General features: G+C 35.4%; 22 protein-coding genes. 12 read left to right on the top strand and 10 right to left on the bottom strand.

The window, feature by feature from the left end; translation table 11 throughout:
- A partial coding sequence (locus tag CTN07_RS18145; protein ID WP_107183737.1) for a TraM recognition domain-containing protein occupies nucleotides 1–1,540 on the top strand: 1,540 nt, incomplete at its 5' end.
- A 2-nt stretch (nucleotides 1,541–1,542) separates the two neighbouring features.
- Nucleotides 1,543–2,091, top strand: coding sequence for a hypothetical protein (locus tag CTN07_RS18150; RefSeq protein WP_005307137.1), 549 nt, complete (start codon nucleotides 1,543–1,545; stop codon nucleotides 2,089–2,091).
- Nucleotides 2,092–2,164: 73 nt separating this feature from the next.
- On the opposite strand, the gene CTN07_RS18155 is transcribed toward CTN07_RS18150, so the two are convergent.
- The 7 genes from CTN07_RS18155 to CTN07_RS18185 form a co-directional block, all read right to left on the bottom strand.
- Nucleotides 2,165–2,545 carry a hypothetical protein gene (locus CTN07_RS18155; protein ID WP_036766429.1) on the bottom strand — a complete coding sequence of 127 codons (381 nt, stop codon included), beginning with the start codon at nucleotides 2,543–2,545 and terminating at the stop codon, nucleotides 2,165–2,167.
- Between the two features lie 156 nt (nucleotides 2,546–2,701).
- Entirely contained in the window at nucleotides 2,702–3,130 is a 429-nt protein-coding gene (locus CTN07_RS18160; RefSeq protein WP_036766432.1) for an antirestriction protein, read from the bottom strand.
- A gap of 158 nt (nucleotides 3,131–3,288) precedes the next feature.
- Entirely contained in the window at nucleotides 3,289–3,621 is a 333-nt protein-coding gene (locus tag CTN07_RS18165; RefSeq protein ID WP_036766434.1) for a hypothetical protein, read from the bottom strand.
- A 24-nt stretch (nucleotides 3,622–3,645) separates the two neighbouring features.
- On the bottom strand, nucleotides 3,646–3,909 hold the full coding sequence (locus CTN07_RS18170; RefSeq protein ID WP_036766436.1) for a hypothetical protein: 264 nt from the start codon (nucleotides 3,907–3,909) through the stop codon (nucleotides 3,646–3,648).
- Between the two features lie 45 nt (nucleotides 3,910–3,954).
- Complete coding sequence (locus CTN07_RS18175) at nucleotides 3,955–4,962, bottom strand: hypothetical protein (protein ID WP_005307140.1); 1,008 nt, start codon at nucleotides 4,960–4,962, stop codon at nucleotides 3,955–3,957.
- Between the two features lie 112 nt (nucleotides 4,963–5,074).
- Nucleotides 5,075–5,296, bottom strand: a complete 222-nt coding sequence (locus tag CTN07_RS18180; RefSeq protein ID WP_036766439.1) for a hypothetical protein — start codon at nucleotides 5,294–5,296, stop codon at nucleotides 5,075–5,077.
- A gap of 59 nt (nucleotides 5,297–5,355) precedes the next feature.
- Nucleotides 5,356–6,075, bottom strand: coding sequence for a ParA family protein (locus CTN07_RS18185; RefSeq protein WP_228125729.1), 720 nt, complete (start codon nucleotides 6,073–6,075; stop codon nucleotides 5,356–5,358).
- A gap of 504 nt (nucleotides 6,076–6,579) precedes the next feature.
- Here CTN07_RS18185 and CTN07_RS18190 point away from each other — a divergent pair.
- The 6 genes from CTN07_RS18190 (at nucleotide 6,580) to CTN07_RS18215 (ending at nucleotide 11,771) form a co-directional block, all read left to right on the top strand.
- Nucleotides 6,580–7,005 (top strand): ASCH domain-containing protein, encoded by a 426-nt coding sequence (locus CTN07_RS18190; RefSeq protein ID WP_036766441.1) that lies wholly within the window; start codon nucleotides 6,580–6,582, stop codon nucleotides 7,003–7,005.
- 138 nt (nucleotides 7,006–7,143) lie between these two features.
- The gene (locus CTN07_RS18195) at nucleotides 7,144–7,902 is read left to right on the top strand and encodes a carbon-nitrogen hydrolase family protein (protein ID WP_005307145.1); all 759 of its coding nucleotides are present in this window, start codon (nucleotides 7,144–7,146) and stop codon (nucleotides 7,900–7,902) included.
- Nucleotides 7,903–8,189: 287 nt separating this feature from the next.
- Nucleotides 8,190–9,299, top strand: a complete 1,110-nt coding sequence (locus CTN07_RS18200; protein WP_005307148.1) for a hypothetical protein — start codon at nucleotides 8,190–8,192, stop codon at nucleotides 9,297–9,299.
- A gap of 1 nt (nucleotide 9,300) precedes the next feature.
- Nucleotides 9,301–9,858 (top strand): hypothetical protein, encoded by a 558-nt coding sequence (locus CTN07_RS18205; protein WP_036766443.1) that lies wholly within the window; start codon nucleotides 9,301–9,303, stop codon nucleotides 9,856–9,858.
- Nucleotides 9,859–10,332: 474 nt separating this feature from the next.
- Nucleotides 10,333–11,310, top strand: coding sequence for a coiled-coil domain-containing protein (locus CTN07_RS18210; protein WP_005307150.1), 978 nt, complete (start codon nucleotides 10,333–10,335; stop codon nucleotides 11,308–11,310).
- 29 nt (nucleotides 11,311–11,339) lie between these two features.
- Nucleotides 11,340–11,771 (top strand): hypothetical protein, encoded by a 432-nt coding sequence (locus CTN07_RS18215; protein ID WP_036766445.1) that lies wholly within the window; start codon nucleotides 11,340–11,342, stop codon nucleotides 11,769–11,771.
- 110 nt (nucleotides 11,772–11,881) lie between these two features.
- On the opposite strand, the gene CTN07_RS18220 is transcribed toward CTN07_RS18215, so the two are convergent.
- From CTN07_RS18220 to CTN07_RS18230, 3 genes are all read right to left on the bottom strand, one after another.
- Complete coding sequence (locus CTN07_RS18220; RefSeq protein WP_036766447.1) at nucleotides 11,882–12,136, bottom strand: hypothetical protein; 255 nt, start codon at nucleotides 12,134–12,136, stop codon at nucleotides 11,882–11,884.
- 284 nt (nucleotides 12,137–12,420) lie between these two features.
- Nucleotides 12,421–12,666 carry a DinI-like family protein gene (locus CTN07_RS18225; RefSeq protein ID WP_036766448.1) on the bottom strand — a complete coding sequence of 82 codons (246 nt, stop codon included), beginning with the start codon at nucleotides 12,664–12,666 and terminating at the stop codon, nucleotides 12,421–12,423.
- 801 nt (nucleotides 12,667–13,467) lie between these two features.
- Entirely contained in the window at nucleotides 13,468–14,301 is an 834-nt protein-coding gene (locus tag CTN07_RS18230) for a hypothetical protein (protein ID WP_005307155.1), read from the bottom strand.
- Between the two features lie 748 nt (nucleotides 14,302–15,049).
- Here CTN07_RS18230 and CTN07_RS23335 point away from each other — a divergent pair.
- The 4 genes from CTN07_RS23335 (at nucleotide 15,050) to CTN07_RS18250 (ending at nucleotide 17,086) form a co-directional block, all read left to right on the top strand.
- Nucleotides 15,050–15,292, top strand: coding sequence for a helix-turn-helix transcriptional regulator (locus CTN07_RS23335; RefSeq protein WP_036766450.1), 243 nt, complete (start codon nucleotides 15,050–15,052; stop codon nucleotides 15,290–15,292).
- A 97-nt stretch (nucleotides 15,293–15,389) separates the two neighbouring features.
- Nucleotides 15,390–15,569: a TraY domain-containing protein gene (locus CTN07_RS18240; RefSeq protein WP_036766451.1), complete on the top strand. Its 180-nt coding sequence runs from the start codon at nucleotides 15,390–15,392 to the stop codon at nucleotides 15,567–15,569.
- A gap of 275 nt (nucleotides 15,570–15,844) precedes the next feature.
- Nucleotides 15,845–16,258, top strand: coding sequence for a hypothetical protein (locus tag CTN07_RS18245; protein ID WP_036766453.1), 414 nt, complete (start codon nucleotides 15,845–15,847; stop codon nucleotides 16,256–16,258).
- 231 nt (nucleotides 16,259–16,489) lie between these two features.
- Nucleotides 16,490–17,086: a hypothetical protein gene (locus tag CTN07_RS18250; protein ID WP_005307158.1), complete on the top strand. Its 597-nt coding sequence runs from the start codon at nucleotides 16,490–16,492 to the stop codon at nucleotides 17,084–17,086.
- Nucleotides 17,087–17,660 lie beyond the last annotated feature (574 nt).

Below are 17,660 nucleotides of genomic sequence, written 5' to 3' on the forward strand. Positions count from 1 at the left end.
ATATCCATTAATCTTAATTATTGCTCCAATTGTCTTATTTAGCATTAATAGGGTTTTAATCCCTGAATTGGTAAAAATAAAAGAAAAAAGAATCATTAGACAATCAGAAGATAAATTAAGTGATATTAGAGAAGAAATAACAGAACTTAGTTCTATTGAATTTGTTCCATCCGACTACTATAAAGATGATTTTTTCTTCTTCGGATTAAATGAAGAAAATGAACCGATCTATCTCTCTGATAAAGATTTTAGTTCTCGTCATGCCAAAATATTAGGTCCTTCCCAAACAGGTAAAGGTGTGGGTCTTGGTGTACTAATAGATCAAGCAATAAAAAAAGGCTGGGGAGTATGGTTTAACGATATTAAACCTGACGATTTTATATATCATATTATGAATCAAGCTTGTAAAGAGTCAGGTCGAAAACTTAATTATTTAGATCTTAATGGTACTCATGGAACTTATGAACCTTTTAAAAATGGTACTGTTCGACAACGAGAAGAACGAATCAAGCGGGCATGCAAGTTAAATGACACAGGAACTAATGCCGACCACTACAAGCTCGGAAATCGTCAAATTTTAGATTTACTAATGCCTTATTGGGATGGTTCCCTAACTCATTTAACGGAGCTATTAAACTGTAGAAGTTTACCTAGTTGCTTGTCTGATGAAGATAAAGAAATGATAAAGGAGCAAGGAGGGACTCTAAGAGAGCGTATTAGAGAATTTTCAAAACTAGATGTATTGAAGCCATCAAATAATAGACAACAATTTATAATTAGTGACTTAATGGATGAAGGTTCTGTTGTTTATATTAAAGGTAGTTTGACCGATGATTTAGTGCGAAATGCCAATATCGCCCTTCTCGATGAATTTATTCAATTTGGTTTAGGTAAAAAACAAAACAAGCAGATATTCATGGTTCTTGATGAAGTTCGATTTTTGGTTACAGATAAACTAGCTAACTCTCTTGCGACCCTTTTATCTAAAAAAATCAACATGGCGATTGCATACCAGGCTAAAAACGATCTAGCGAACTCACCCGATCAAACACTCAATGTTGGTTCAATCATGAATGGTATTGAAACAAACACACTGATCACTATGAGTTATCGAGGCCATGATGAAGAAACCGCTAAGTGGATCGCGGGTATGACGGGAACCAAACGTCTTAGCATAACTAAATCAGATCATGTTGAGACAAATCAGTTTGGAGTGGAAACTAAAACAGGTAAACGTACATACGGCCAAGATCAAGAATATATGATTAACACTAATCGCATTCTAAGCTTTAATCCTAGGGTTGGAGCCTTTATTAATGGTGGTAGTCTTGCTTGCATCATTAAAACGTGCTGGATACCTGTTAAAGAGTTCTTAGATTACCCAAGTGAGGCAGTTCCAAGTAACGATATGATAATAGATACGCATAGTGATAACCTTGTTGAAGAAATTTCTGCTCACAAACATGAAGAAATCTCTTCTAATGATGTAAAGAAAATCAATGATGAAGCGGAAGCTCTCTTCAAACAAATGGATCTCTAAACATGAAAAAAAATCAGACATCACTAGATAATGTTAACTTACATAGCAAACGCCTTGTGTCGCTTTGGCAACATGACCATTTTAAAAATAAAGGGTTTAAACATGTTGATGGTGCTTTTATTAGTAGTAACATTTTTTCTGTTTATGTGTATTCAACAAGTAAAAATGAATCAGTTATAAAAGCTCTTGCTATGCGTGTAGATAACAAAATCAGTGATCTTATTGGTGATACACGTCAATATATTCGCCAGGAACAGCGAAAATTAGATCGTATGGCAACTACATCTATTGTTTCAAACTTTGTGAAACCAGACGCTATAGACATCACTATAAATAAGGATAAGATCACGCCAAACGTACTTGCTCTAATCAAGCTGTTTATAGCTGTCGATAATCACATCATCACTGCAAATAAAGCAAAAGTAGATGGAGATATAAGCTCTACAGAATGTAGTGCTTATCAGAGTCATGCGTTTAAGAAGATCAATGTATTACTGACAGAGCTCAAAAAAATTTGTTCCCAATTCCATCAAATACGTAAGAATCAATAATCAAAAAAGCCCTAATTGATCCAATCAATTAGGGCTTGTCTAGATGAAAATCTAGTTAGTTACTTGCTAATGTTTATTTGCTCGTACTAAATTCACTTAACTTAGAAATCACATCACGTTTCGAACATCCTGCTTTAACATCAGAAACAACATCTTGTAACTGTTCATCTGTTAATGCTAAAACCCACTTTAAAGCAACTTTATCGCTTAAACTTTCAAGTTGATATGACTGTAAAGTTCTGAACAGTAGCTCTTGGGTAATAGATAACACAAAACTGTCATTTATACATAAGCTTAGTAAGCGTTCAGATTCTATTTCATGTCGTTCACAAGTGCAGTTTTCATTACATCCAAAGTGACAAGCCATGCATTCTGCATGTTCCTGATAAAACTTAGTGTCAACATTTTCAGGTAAGTCTAACAGGTGATTAAATTTAGCATTGTCATATGACATATCGAGTACCTTTATTAGTTATGCTCATAAGTGAACTTACAAGCTAAGGCGTGGTTACCACGTCTTAACATGGCAACATTCACAACCGTATATTTTTAGTCTACATAAAAAAGCCCTAGATGCAATATCTAGGGCCTCGTTCTGATAGATTAAACCTTAATCTAAGAAGGCAAAAATTTTATCAGATTCGTGATGCTCGCAAGCATAATCTTTTAGTTGAAAATAAAGCTTTGAAAAATACTCACATTCATCAGGTTTTGACTTATGCAAAATATTTGCATAATCGCTGTATAGCATCATAAATAACGCAATACCCGCAGCACTACTTGATAGCGTTACATCTGAATAGTTCATAGGATTAACTAAACGCACAGTCCCATTAGTCACTAAACTAGCGTAACGGCCAACAACACCTGATGATGAATCTTTGTGTAATTCTACAAACTCCCAATATCCACCGTTATAACCATCAACATATTTAGATGCCAAATGATAACAGTATGCCTCAATATGTATAAATCGAGGAGAGATCGAAGGATAGAATGTACAACGCTCATTTTCTGGTACAATTAGTTCTGTAATCATGTATAATTACCTTAGATTTAGTTATGGTAAAAAGTGAACTTAATACCTATCTACAAGTGCTCTTACCACTTGTTTGAGTAGTAAGTTCATCGTAGCTGTAGACAATCTACGCTATTATTGTATAAAAAAGAGGCTGCAATTGCAGCCTCTTTTTGTTCTTAATGATATTTAGTCATCGTTTTTTTATTTATCAGCCAACTAGGTATTTCTAGCTCTATTTCACTACCACCAGTATCATAATGTTCTTGTATTTTGGCTCTTGCTTCTGCTTGTTGTTTTAGAATTTGCTCTATCTGCTCTCCTTGCCTATCAACTTCAATCCAAATATCATGCATTTTTACCATAGTTTTATAAGGATTCCGTCGTAACGATGCAGCAGCCAGTATCAATTCAAATTCATCTTTAAATACAGCGCTGCGAAAATTAGGATCAGTCTCACGAGTTCCATCATCAAACCATGGAACCCCTGTTTTATGTTTTTTTATTACCATCACAATTATCCTTCAATTTATAAGTTAATTCCGATACTCAGCAGGTTTTAAAAATACAACCAAAAGACTTAAAAAATATAGACTTATTAATACGATAGCTGAAAGTACCATAACATAGACAGCCCTCATATCACCTAGCCCTTGTACTTTATAGCTAGTATAGCCAAACCAAATTAAGCCTATCGGAAAAGCGAGACGAGCTAATATGTTTAATGATGGCTCAATAAGAGAAAGGATAATCCCAAGAACATCTGATAATACACATCTTAGAAAATTAATATATTTCATAACCTTAATTACACCCCATAGATAAAATAAATCTTTCCTTTGCTATTAAGCAAAAGCGTAACCGTTACGGAAATTCTTTAAGATACCAGTCTGATATAAGTCGGTTAAAACGTGATTGATAAGTCCCCTACTCACACCTTTAAATTTACTACTCACGCCGCGAATAGATGGTGTGATTTCTTTAGCCAAAATCGCATCACGGATATCAAAGTACAGTTGAGTATCGCATTTAGTTGACTGAGAGTGTTCACACCCAATAATGCAGCTTTCACAATCAGTAGAAAAACAGGCATCATTTGCACACTCAAGTTTGCATGAGTGTGTAACCTCTGTGAACAAGTGTGATTGTGTTTGAGTGTGTTCCGTTTTTAAATCAATAGGTTGCACGCTCAAATTTTCATGAGTGTGCACGACTGTACCTGACTGTGCTTGAGTGTGTTTGGCTTTCTTCAATGCAAATGACACACACACAAACATCCAAGAAAGAAGCTCAAGCGCAGCAGCGGTGATATAGGAAATGATCATGCCGTACTTTGATACAACAGAATCACCAGAACTTAATTGTGATTGTTGAGTTGATAGTTTATCAACATGAGCAAGAAGGGCAGGGATTTGTGAGAGTGTCTTTTGTGACTTGGTGATTTGCTTTGCATCTTGTTGACGCTGGGCTAGTTGTCGCAGATCAACAATCTGATCGCGGTAATCATTAATTTGAGTCTCGATGTGCTGATAAGACACTGAGTTTTGTTGACTGGCCGTAACGCCACTTTCTAATGCAACGACGGACGCTGAGAAAGAAACTGCACTCAAAGTAATGCTGAGAACGAGAGCAAGCATAGAAGCCAGGCGCATTTTTTGCGACCATAGGAAAATAATAAAGAGGGGAGTTGCACATTTTGCTAAGTCAAGAAGTAGGCCAAGCGATGCCATCAACTGAGGAGAACCCATATCTTCACCAATAGAAAACATGAATTTAGTAGTAAGAGTAGCGGATAATGCAGCAGTAGCCACTGATAGGGCTATGCAAAGCCCTTTGATCATAGTATTGTTCACTTGTTACTAATCCTTATATAGAAATAATGCTGGTAACGCTAAGCCCTAAACAACTTTTAGTCGGGGAGTTTAGGGCTTTTTCATTCTTTCATTCTTTCATTCTTTCATTCTTTCATTCTTTCATTCTTTCATTCTCATACAATGATAAGAAGAACTCTTTCAATGACAAGCCTCTTTCAGCAGCATATGATTTAATCTCTATATGCTTATCTGGAGTTACTTTAAATTGAATATTTTTTGTTTCATCCGTTGATGATTGTTTACTACTCGCTGGACTTTCGGTCACATGCGTTGGAATTTGTTTAGTTGGCGGTGCAATTTTTATTTTAGTCATAACTTTTACCATTAAATCATTAAATCATTAAATCATTAAATCATTAAATCATTAAATCATTAAATCATTAAATCAACAATTTCTTGAATTGCTTTAGATGTCAATTGGTTAAGTGAATTATAACGAGTCTCTGTTATAGATAACCCAGAATCTTGAGCAGTAGAATAACCCGCTTTAAATGGTATAGAATGAGAGCAAACTTTAAATCCCCATGATTTTATTGTATCTAGTGCGTTATTCGCCTCGGTATCTGTGGGTGACTTATTAACAATAAAAAGAATCTTTTCATTATTAATTCCGTTCATTCTTAAATCATTAGCAAGATGCAATTGGGGTTCGAGATCATCAAGCGAAGTTCCTGTAGGTAAAATCACAAGCTCAGATGATTTTGCAATTAAAATAGAATCTTTATCCGCCGAAGGGCGACCATCTATGACTAGAAGGTTATAAGCATTTTCAATTTTCAATGCACTATCAACCCTACGGTGAGATGATGATGAAATTGATGGCTCTATTTTTCTTTCATCTCGTCGAGCTGCCCATTTGCATGATGTTTGTTGTTGCCAGTCCATGTCTGCAATGTGAACCGACCAATCATTATCAGCAAAAGCTACAGCGACAGCTCTAGCTAATGTACTTTTAGTTACACCACCTTTCTGACTAAGAAAACTGACAATCATAAGACCTCCATTAATTAATGTTTTCATTATAGCATTAATTAATGAAAACATTACATCATTAATTAATATTTTCATGCTTTCATTAATTAATGATTTCATGTTTAACATTCGTTGCCTATTAGTTATGCCCATTATGTGAAATAAATAAAACAACAATTGATTACGTGTTATTAATAGCTATTCCCTAATTACTATTTTTGATAAAAATGTCCTATCAATTAGGGTTAATTGATAGCCAAATATCACAAATAATTACTAGCGATTAAATGGCTCGAATTAATCGTTTTTTTCTATCAACAATAAGAAAACATGATCTTTTGAGGCTTAGAGTCGATTTTTAGGCTGAAATTGGATCGGCAAATTCTGATAACAACTTATTCACAAAAAATGGGGACAGTTTTGAGGTAGAAAAGAGTGTATTTTGAGGGTTAGGGTAGTGAAAATTAATTGTACAGTGTTCTTGAGTGCACAAAAGATACAATATGTTAAATACAGCCGTTTTTAGATTATTTACCATCAGTATGAATAGTTGATTGGTTAAACTCTTATCAGTACAGTGTTGATTATAAATAATTCGACTAACAAACAACTAAGTTGAACAATATGGATAAAGGGATCACAATTTACATAAATGGCACCCCCACATTAATCGAATATTCTGAGGGAAACACTCATATTGTAGGCTTGATGGATAAACCTTTTGGGGCAATAAAGTCAGGAAAAAAAACAATTGAAATTAGAGCTAATAGTGATGTTCGCCCTTTCGATTACTCTATAGTTAAACCTAATAATACGTTACGTTTTATTAATGAATTTTCCGGTGACATTATAGATACGAAGGTTATTCGTGTTGCTCATTACCCTAACGTAAGAACATTATTTGAAATTGAAGGTACGGAAAATACGCTATCTGTACCTTGGAGTATAGAGAAAGGAATTGAGTTTATTCATAGTTTCCCTAGTTATAAAGACAGTATTGATAAATATGGAGTGTACGCAATTGAAATAGACGTTTACTCCTACGCCTAGCATATGCCGACAATCTGCATCGAGTCTATCGGATCATAGAATTAATCAACGATCTTAAATATTAGTATGAATATGCTGATACCAAGTAGAATGCTATGATAATACTTTGTTTTTATTAAGATAGCGCAAGGAGAAAGAATGGAGTCAGGTAAAATTAGATTTGCTTTAGCGCAGCACAAGGCGATAAAAGGAAATATCAAAGAAAATTTAAACCGCCATAAACAGTTTTGTTCTAAAGCGGCACAATTAGGGGCTGACATCATTACCTTTCCAGAGTTATCTTTAACAGGATACGAGCCATCATTGCTAAATGATTTGGCGATAGACATGTCTTCTACTCATGTTCATGAGTTGTCTCAATTTGCTGTTTCAAATAGCATTGTTGTTATCGCTGGATGCCCCATCAAAAGTGGGCAATCGAAGCCATATATTGGCGCAATTATCTGTCATCCTAGTGGCGAAGTTGATTTCTACTCAAAACAGTATCTACACCAAGGAGAAAGTGAGTTCTGTGTTGCTGGTTCCGTAAACTATTTTTTCAATGTCAATAAGATAAAGATTGCATTGGCTGTATGTGCAGACTTTACGGAACCTCGCCATCAATCTGATGCGTTTACTGAAAAAGCTGTTGTTTATTTAGTAAGTGCACTTATTTCAAAGGAGGGATTTTCCCAAGATAGCGCGTTGCTATCCCGTATAGCGATTAAGATTAGAACTCCTGTTTTACTCTCAAATTTTCTTGGCAAAACTGGTGATTGGGATACAGCTGGTAAATGCAGTGTGTGGGATAAGGAAGGTAACGCTGTAGTTCAAGGAAGCCCTTCTGAAGAAGGCCTTACCCTTTGCACCATTGAGAACGATATTATTTATGATATCAACTTTCAGCCTATTGATTAAATAAGTACATACAAGCGTTAGCATTTGGTTAGATATTCTAACGCGAAAATGTCTAAACTTTAGCTAACTCACCAGTGCGCATAAATAGATTTACTGTTAAATGACCGTCTATTGAGGCGGTCTTTTTGTAGCTGGACGTTTGTCTGCCCAACGTTACCATACATAAGATAGAATATATTAAAACAACTACTATTGACCAGTTTTCCATATTACCTTTTAAGTAACTTGTTGTATAATAACGTTAGCATACTGATAATTATGTAAATTTTTCGATTGGAGCAATGTTGATGGAACGAGGCTTAATCAGCTTTTTTGAGGTTAATGAGTGTGGTTTTTACCGAATTAGGAATAATAAAGATAGTGAGCACGTAGAAGGCTCGCTGACAGATTCATTAGCTCTCGTTGAGCAATGGGTTAAAGGTCGAGACTTTACTCAAACAGTGCCTTGGGATGTCAAATGTTCTCCTTTGAGAACTCAAATTTATTGTAAAGATATTGCAGTTGATCCCGTGACGGAAGACGCTTTGTTTGTTTTATGGAAGCGATACGGCGATGATAGTGGAAAGGTTAAAGGGATTTCGCCAGACGCTAAATTCGGCTCAAACCCTGAAGACTCGATAAAAATTGACGCTAAAGTTAAAGGTCAAAGTGCAATTTTGGGAGAGCCAATGTATTACTGGTTTATTCCTAAACTAAATGTAGTAGCTTCAATTAATTTTCCGCACTCAGTGGCTTCTACTACCGATGTATGTAACTACATCAAACGGTGTATAGATCTTCGAATTTCTCACCCAAGAAAGAAAGTAGTTGAGCAGAGGTCGTTTAATCAGTTTGCTAACCGAGAACAAACGATTAAAAGAGTTAATTACAAGTCTGAAGATGGCAAATTTTCTATGAACTACAAGTTTGATGTTCATATGAAGGAGCTTTCATCACAACAGACCAATATCAAAAATTTATGTAAAAAAATCACGCATATAGTAGTCAGAGATACGATTTCAACTGTTCAGGAGGACCAGAAGGATTCGTGTTTCAGACTGTTTGACCTCATTCAAGGAAAGAGCTTAAAAAAGAAGTTTCAGAAGCAAGTTGAAATTATTGAAGAACGGAGGCTTTCTGAAGAGGAACTTGAATCAATGCTAGAAGTGTATCACCAAGAATTTAAGCAAACTGATACGTGGAATAATTTAGGTTTCAGAGAGGATGGTAACGACACTACCCGATGGTTCAATAAATATGTAAGCAAAGAGCATATATTGATGGAGCCACTAGATAGAAATTCGAATTTCCATTCAGCGAAAAGCTTACTCAATGAGCTTCAAAAGAGTCGTTCTGATTTATTGCAAACCGTTATCAGTGACAATTATGAGCCCGTCCCCGTTGCAGTAGGAGAGTAGAATGAAGTCTAGGCTCTTGTTTTATTACAAGATCATAGCGATGCTTGCTCTGTTTGTATTGAGTCGATTTGTTCGGCACTCTATATACTTAATTTTTTCGTTAGGTGTAGCATTCATTACTGTTGATACTTTAGCACTATGCAGTTTATCACCAATATTAAGTACGCTACAAAATATATCAGCAGCAGTGTTTACTCTAGCTGGTATTTGGATTGCTTATTCATATCCCGAAGCAATCTCAGCATACACAAACCCAGATAAGGTGATTTTGGCATCAGGTGATGAAACAAAGCGGATCGAGAATTTGGTTTTAATTATCTTAACGTCAGCTTTTGTGATCATTGGGATTCTTATCTTCAATATGTCAGTGGTTTTACTCCAACCTCTTGATTATGTGCAGGAGCATAAATCTATTTTTAAACTGTTAGCGGTTACATCTGTCGTTTACTTAGCTGTCATTCAAGTAGTTGCGATTCTCACTGTTATGTTCACCAACATTCAGTTTGTAAATGAACTGCACAAGAAAAACACAGAAAACTTAGCCAACAAAGATCTATAGAACACCACCGCTACTCGATTATGTAGCGGTGCTTTCTGTCTTCCTCATTATCATTGCCTAATGTTATTCATGTGTCACGAATATTAATTTCCTCCAAAATTAAGTTAAGTCTGTTAAGTCCAACGTTGAATTTCACGATATACCTATTATGTTAAATCACTAATTTTACAGTGATTTATTCATGCTCCATCACGCTAACCTCAAATCACCACCAAAAGATCACATCAAGCCACCTCAAAACCATCAGATCACGTTAAGCAAAGTTAATGCGAAAAAGTTTCGAAACGAAACTTAAAGAGTAGGGGAACAGTTTGGGGATAAATTGATGCTCAAAAGACTATTTTTCACAAAGTAAAGTTTTACAAAACAAAAACACATATTGTTTCAATTTTTTATAACGAAATAATATCAATGTTTGTATTGTATGTTTGCTATACTGCAAACATACAATACAAACAAACTTAGGTAATAAAAATGGCTAGAGAAAGATCATTCACAGACCAGCAAATAATTAATGCAGTAAGTCAATTAATCATTGATGGAAAAAACATTAATGGCACTTCTCTACGCAATCAGATCGGAGTTGGCCGCCCGACGGCATTAATGAGTGCGTATGAAGAATTGAAAGAGAAAGGGTTGATTGAAACACCACAACTAACCGTCGTTGAGTCAACAGAAATTAAACATCAAGTTTTGCCGCCAGAAATAGCAGATCAAGCATCTATCATGCTGGCTGATATCGAGCGCATGATCCACAGTATTAATGACCATGCTCATTTCACTGTAGAACAGCGTCTTAACAGTGCTATTAATGAGGCGAATGTTAGAGCATCCGAAGCAGCTAAAAGGGAAGCTGATAGCTTAGAGCAACAAAATAAAGCATTTGAGCAATTAGAAGATGCTCTAGATGATATTGATGAGCTAACAGAAAAGATGGGGCTGATTCAGCAAGAGCTTAATCAGCTAAAAACAAAGTATGAGCTATCTGAAAATAATAGACAAAACGCAGAACAAGCTAATACAGAGCTAAAACATCAGCTCAATGCTAATGAGAAACAACTTTCTGAATTACAATCAAAAAACCAAGAATTAGAGCAGAAGAATACTCAATTAAATACTCAGCTAATATCTGCTCAGAAAGAGATTGATAGCTTAAATGCAAACGCTATTTCATCAGCTCAAACAGTACAGAATCTCGAAAAGCTCAATGCTAAGCTAGAAGGCCAACTTCAACTGACTACATCATCGCTAGACCAGGCTAAGCAAGAGCTCACAAATAGCAGTCAAACGATTCTATCTTTAGAAAAACTCAAAACAGAACATACGACTCTAATAAATTCAATGCAGAATGCTGTTAAAGAAAAGAACAAGGAACTTGAGGGGCAAAGAGTTAGAATTGATCGACTCATTGAAGAAAATACTAATTTGATAAAAAACACACCAATGAAATAGTTCGTTGTTCGACAGACAGAGGGGAGCCGATGGCTAATTCAGAGTTTGAAATAGGACAAAGAGCATTTGTTTCATCCCTAAATCCTAAACACAGTATCTTCAAAAAGACCATTTTTTTGGGAAGAGTAGTGACGGTTATTAATGTTAGAGAGCAGAAAAATGGCTTTAGATATTTTATTCGACTCGCGACTGACAAACGTTACACAATGTTCATTCTCGAAAAGCATTTGGAGCACTTGGGTGATCAAGAACTACATTCTAGAGACAAAGCAAATTTACGAGTTAAACATGCTAGCGAAATCCCTATATTTGAAGAAAAACAGTTGCCTCTAGACGAAAAACAATTGCTATGGGATGCGTACATGACTCTTGACCATGGCAATCACGATGAACGTTTATCAATGCTAGAAAATCTTAAACGCTATTTTGAAAAGGTTGGTAAGCCAACCAAAGTTAAATAGCTGGAGTGAGTAGGGGATTCCGAATCCTCTACTCGATTCAGATTGTTTGAGAGCAGGCCGTAGAGCACCCATTCAAAATGACCTTGATTGGAATCAGAAAAACATACTGATTATACAGGTGTTTTACTACGTCGATTTAAAATATATGATGGCACTTTACCATCTTGTATATAATCACATATAGCTTGTCTACGCGCATTAATTGGAAAGTAGTTTATTTCCTCTTTATAAGCATAATAGAAATCAATGGCTCTTTGAATTTCAGCATTAGAAACAAACCTTTCTAAACGATCCAAGCCACATCCAACCACAAATGCTAAATCACCATCAACTTCTTCTTTCAATTTATCTCGATAAGTTGTCATATAACGACCTCTGTTATTATTTTATACATAACGTTACCATTTTTAGATAAGTCAAAATAGTCTCTGTAAAGCCTTATGAGGGGTTAGTGTAGAAAACCAACTTTACTTAGTTTCTAACACAATCGGTTCTTGCTTTTGGTACGTCACGCCAATATCCCTGATAACAACCACACATGACGCACCAATATAAAGAATGCTCGTTGTCCCAACGTTGTATTCCCTGGTTAAGGCAATAATTACAAATAGCGATAATGTCGCTATGCGTTACATTGTCACTTTTAAAATTATTGGACATAAAGCCAATCAGCCGCTTCATCAAACATTTCTTCAATAATTTGACTAATGGCCTCTTTCTCATCTTTTACTGTCCCTGAGATAGAAAGGTTCGTGTTAGTCCCACGACGAACTCGAATCAAGGCATCAGGCCAACGACAATGAATACGATGATCTAATTCGCTTTCAATTAACTCTATACCATCTTTTGGTAAGCCAGCACCCTCTTTGGGGATTTGTAGATCAATACGGAGCATTTTAGTCACCTCAATACTATGGATAAAAACATATGTACTGATTATATATACAGTATTCTAAGATGTGGAAACAATTATTTTTATCTGTTTAATTAAAATGGGGAATCGTAAATAGTTCCTGTAAAGCCTTATGACGAGCCGCGCGAGGAATGCTAAGCAATCGCGTAGCGATAAGGGGAAAAGACTAACCACAAGCTGTACATTTTGAAATTACACTATACTTTAAGCAAGCTCATTTCCTTATCCCTGCTAAGCTGCTCTTAGTGGTGGTTGATATAAGTAAAATAGGGTAATTGTCGAATGACAAAAGAAAGATATCAAGTGAACTCATAAGTAAGGCGTTTGCAAAGGTAGTATTGTTCGTTTAACAATAAGCGTAAAAGAATTGGGGCCTATTAAAACGACAATGTGATTATTTGAACAAAGATAGTTAAATGGGAATGTTTAGATGAAGGTTGTTTAAGGTAGATGGTCGTTTTAATGGGAAGTACTTTTGGTGGCTTGCCACCTTTTCTGAATAATAGATATTTATATCTACTGAGTGATATATATGAAATATATACTAAAAACCGCTGTTGCTTCATATACTTTGTTCACACTATCTCTTTATTTATATATAAACAGATTTATCCACAACCTTAACTCAATCTAACGAAAAACAACCAGGTTTGGAGTGTTGCCGGTGCGGAACGCACACACAACTAACGAAAAACCTAGTTGTTTTGAATGTTTTTCATACAAAATTTTTTTGAGATACGACAAAAGCCGCAATTAAGCGGCATATTCTGGCTGTTAGCGGTTTTAATGTTCGGTTATGTAGTTACCACCAAGAATGCTAGAGTCTATTGTGCGCCCTTGGGGATAGCGTTCTGACTCTTCATGCGTTATAGGGTCAACACGCTTGAGATTCGCTCTCTGTCGCTTGATCCATTGATAGGTATCAGAGAATGATTGCCACGTCACCCACATAGTTTGTAATCCTGCCTTTATACGCTTGGTGATTGAACGTCGCTTAGACTTCATTACACCATCATCCGTATGTAGACCAAAAATATTTACAAACTTTTGAGTCAGTGATTTATAGGCCGCTTTTGAGTAAACGCGTGGTAACTCTTCATCTTTCAAATCAAGATTCGATAGAATATCAGCATCCTGTAGGAAGATCGCATCTATCACTAAATAGTCAGCCATTTTTAGTAACTTAATTGTGTGATAGTAACGTTTCAGGCTTATAGATTCGCCCCAAAACTTATTGTAACGCTTGATCACTGAGCCATGAGTGACTGTATCCATATGCTCATGCTTTGCTAGCCCGATTTGATTAGTCTCAACCTCAAGCCAACTGCAAAGAACGGTCATTACTTTAACGCAATTTTCGCGTTGACGTTCTTGTAGGCCATAGATGATTGATTGACAGTAATAAAGATCGTGTAACTGATTATTGTAACCATGAGGATTGTCAATAAAGTTAGCAAACGCCAATAATAGTCGCTTCGTATAATAGGGAAAGTAAGACTTCTTAAACTCGTTCTTACGAGAGCCTAACTCTGTAATACGTTTCTTTACAGCAGTCTGACGATCAGAAGATGAACTAACAGGTAGATTCTTAGGATGCTTGTGCTTAGATGCTGACATGATACACGTCCTCATGCACAAGATGAGAAGTATTACTCTGTGACAGCGTAACATCTCTATAATCTATGCCTGGGGGTGTGTATCGTCTTTGATGCTGCTCCATGCAGCTAGAAATAATATTCATAGTAATTTTCCAGAGATTATAAACCAACATTAGGGTTCCACGCCTAATTCTCTAGATACTATAACTAAACGAGAATAATTGCAAGCCACTGTAAGACAGAAAACAAAAAAGCCTGAATCCTCTGGAAATTCAGGCTTTTTTGCGAATGCTACATAGTCAAGTTGGAAGCTCAACACACTCTAATTCGAAAAATACACTACATAGCAAGCTATGTAGTAAACGTGCTATGTAATGCACTTAACTATCGAACTTATGAAATATTATAGCTAGTAATTAGGAAAAGTAAAGGTTCAAAACTGTACTAATTCGGATCTTTTTGATCCATTTGGAGTGCATTTTCAATTATTGAAACTAGCCATTCAGTTTGAGTTATCTTTACTTTACCATTGGAAGAACTACAATTTAATTCCTTGATCTTATTATCAATTCTAACCTTTATGTCATTAGGGCATCGAAATGTAATTGATGTCGTTTTTGATGTTGTTGATGGATTATATGTTTTTTTATTCACGCGCTTCTCTTTTACATCTGTCTTACAGTAGTGTAAGATTCTGTCTTACAGAAAGGTGGGTGATAAATCTCTCTCTTTATCACCCACTAAATCATAAAAGAGGAGAATCTAATATGATTTCCAAAGAGTCTAGCATACATCCAAAAATCTTTCCTGAATTAACAGTGAAGCAATTTGAAGTCTTATTTCATTATGCATTAGGGAAAAGTGCTAAAGATATACAGATCTCATTGGGTTGTTCTAGAACTGCTATTGAAAAGCATTTAACAGAAATAAGGTATAAATTTAACTGCCAGAATTCTAGTGAACTTCGTGTTATTTTTTTTATGAGAATTATAACGAACCTTAATATTTAGCTATTTGCTCATTTTATTTAGAGGTTAGGATTTTCCTAACCTCTAAAGTATTTATGATGAATTTAAAATAGATCTAAATGAACAAAAAAGGATACTCATGAATAACTCAAATTCCTTTGTGAATGATGAAAAGGTTACAGTTACAGTAACTTTACATGGTGAGTATGCAGCTCTTCTACTAGACGCGTGTAAGCGTTCAAAGCGAAGTAGAAGAGGAGAAGTATCTATTCGCCTTGAAGATCATTTGCTAAAAAATAAAGATTTTATTATTAGCTAGAACTCAATTTAAATACCTATGTATAAGACCTAAAGCCCTAAGTACGGGGCAGGCGGGTAATAGCCTAAAAAAATGGAGTTAGCCACCTTGGGCGACAACCGCGTAATAAACGGGAATACAAGTTAATTTTAGACTACATAGAGTATTGCTGCTTTAGTCAAGTCGTTTGAATCACGATCAAACATAAGCGATATATCGTGACTGGGCATTGAAAGATGCCCACTCTTAGCTGCTTCCCGAAAGAGTTTCTTTCGAAAGGTTGTTAAGGAGGATTGATGAATATCATATACGGAGTATTACCCTACCAATATTTGCCGCAACTCGGCGGAATAAAATTTCTTGCTGGGTTTTCCTATGATTCTAAAGCAATCTTAGGTGTAAAATTTCTTGAAGAATTACAGAATGGTATATTGTTTTCAGCATTGGTAGAAAATAATGATGACTATAAATATCCGCTATTTAGTGGTCAGATTAATAATATCTTAATTACTGAACCACAAATACGAAACATTCGAAAATTAACACATCAACAAGAACTACTACTTACTGAACATGCAAGAAAAAAGAGAGAAAGAAAAGCTAAAAATCTAGTTTTGACAACCCGAAACTGGAAACAATTTATCGGCAAACGAAAAACTATTGTTGATTTGTACGTTTCTGTCTCTAATAGCAGTGAATACTATGTTTGAATCTTTTTATGATCTCGCTATCTTTAGCTTTATTGTATCAGGACTTATATCAGCATTTCTGTCGAAGCTAATTTTCACTCAAACCTAGCCTTGAGTTTGCAGCGTTCCTTTTACTCACGCTGCCTTTTTATTCCAAAATTAGAAGCAACAAAGATTTTCCCTAACTAAAGTTTACACTTAAATTTCTTTCAGTTGGCGGTCTTTGTTGCTTCTTACCTAAAGGAAGTTTCAATGCAATATGCACTATTAGAATCGCCAAATCCAGAAAATGATTATCGTTTTTTAGTTGATGCTAATGAACTTAAATCCTTATTTGACGGCCTTGATAAACTTATTCCTAGCGATGCGCCTGATGATGAACAATCTTTACCTCTTACATTAGTTTATGGGGTTTATATGCCACAGCCTTTCTTTGAGTTTCCCAAAAGTGAAATTAAGAGAAATATATTAAAATCGGTAAATCACTGGCTAGCATATTTAAAAGGTAACGAGTTATTTTACTGTGGACTTGAAGATATTGAGCTACTTGATATTACTGTCATGAAATCTTGTGGTCATTGTCCAAGACCTCACGCTAGTAATGATATTGCTTTCGCTGCATTAATGCGTATTCCGCAAGACATCAAATTGGGCAACGGTAAAACCCAAGCAAAAACCGTTTTTTTACGTTGGCATAATATGGATGTTCTTACAAACCTAATCAACCGTGACGGACTATTTTCATTAATCGCACCTGAAAAGAGAATTAAAGGAGAGTTAGATTCTAACAACTGGAAAACCTTTATTGATTATCCTAGAGCTGCTCGACTTGCTCAAAAATTCAGATAAGAGGTAGTACTCTGGAGCAATTGTTGCAGTGCTAATTATTATTAAACAAACCATAATTAGTACTAACTTTACGGCTCTATTCTATTTTGATAGAGCCATTTTTTAATATGGAGCAAACTTGGTAGAACCATTTTGAATAGGAAAATAACGAGATGAAACTCAGTGATATTGATCATAATTCAATAATAAATTCTCTACCAGATGGATTACTTACTTGGCAATTATTAATAATGTTTGTTAGCTACGCGATAACAATTTACATAATAGCTAATTCCGCTAAAGATATAGAAAGTTTTAATTCACAATTTTCATTAGCTACCGCTGCCATGATACTAACTGGTGTCATCGGATTGGTATTTCTTGTATCTCAATAGTTGAGGCTTTTATGATACATAGACCTATTATCAATGAATTAAAAGCTTTCGAGTCATTCTTTCCTGATTTAGTTCCAAAGATATTAATCTGGATACTATTTAGTTCCTTTCAAGTTTTCACTTTTTATTTTAAGTTTGATGGTGGCAACCTTACTCTAGGTTTAGCTATTTTTCTTCTTATCACTCCAATTGTAAAACCT

The organism is Photobacterium damselae, assembly GCF_003026815.1.
Lineage (GTDB): Bacteria > Pseudomonadota > Gammaproteobacteria > Enterobacterales > Vibrionaceae > Photobacterium > Photobacterium damselae.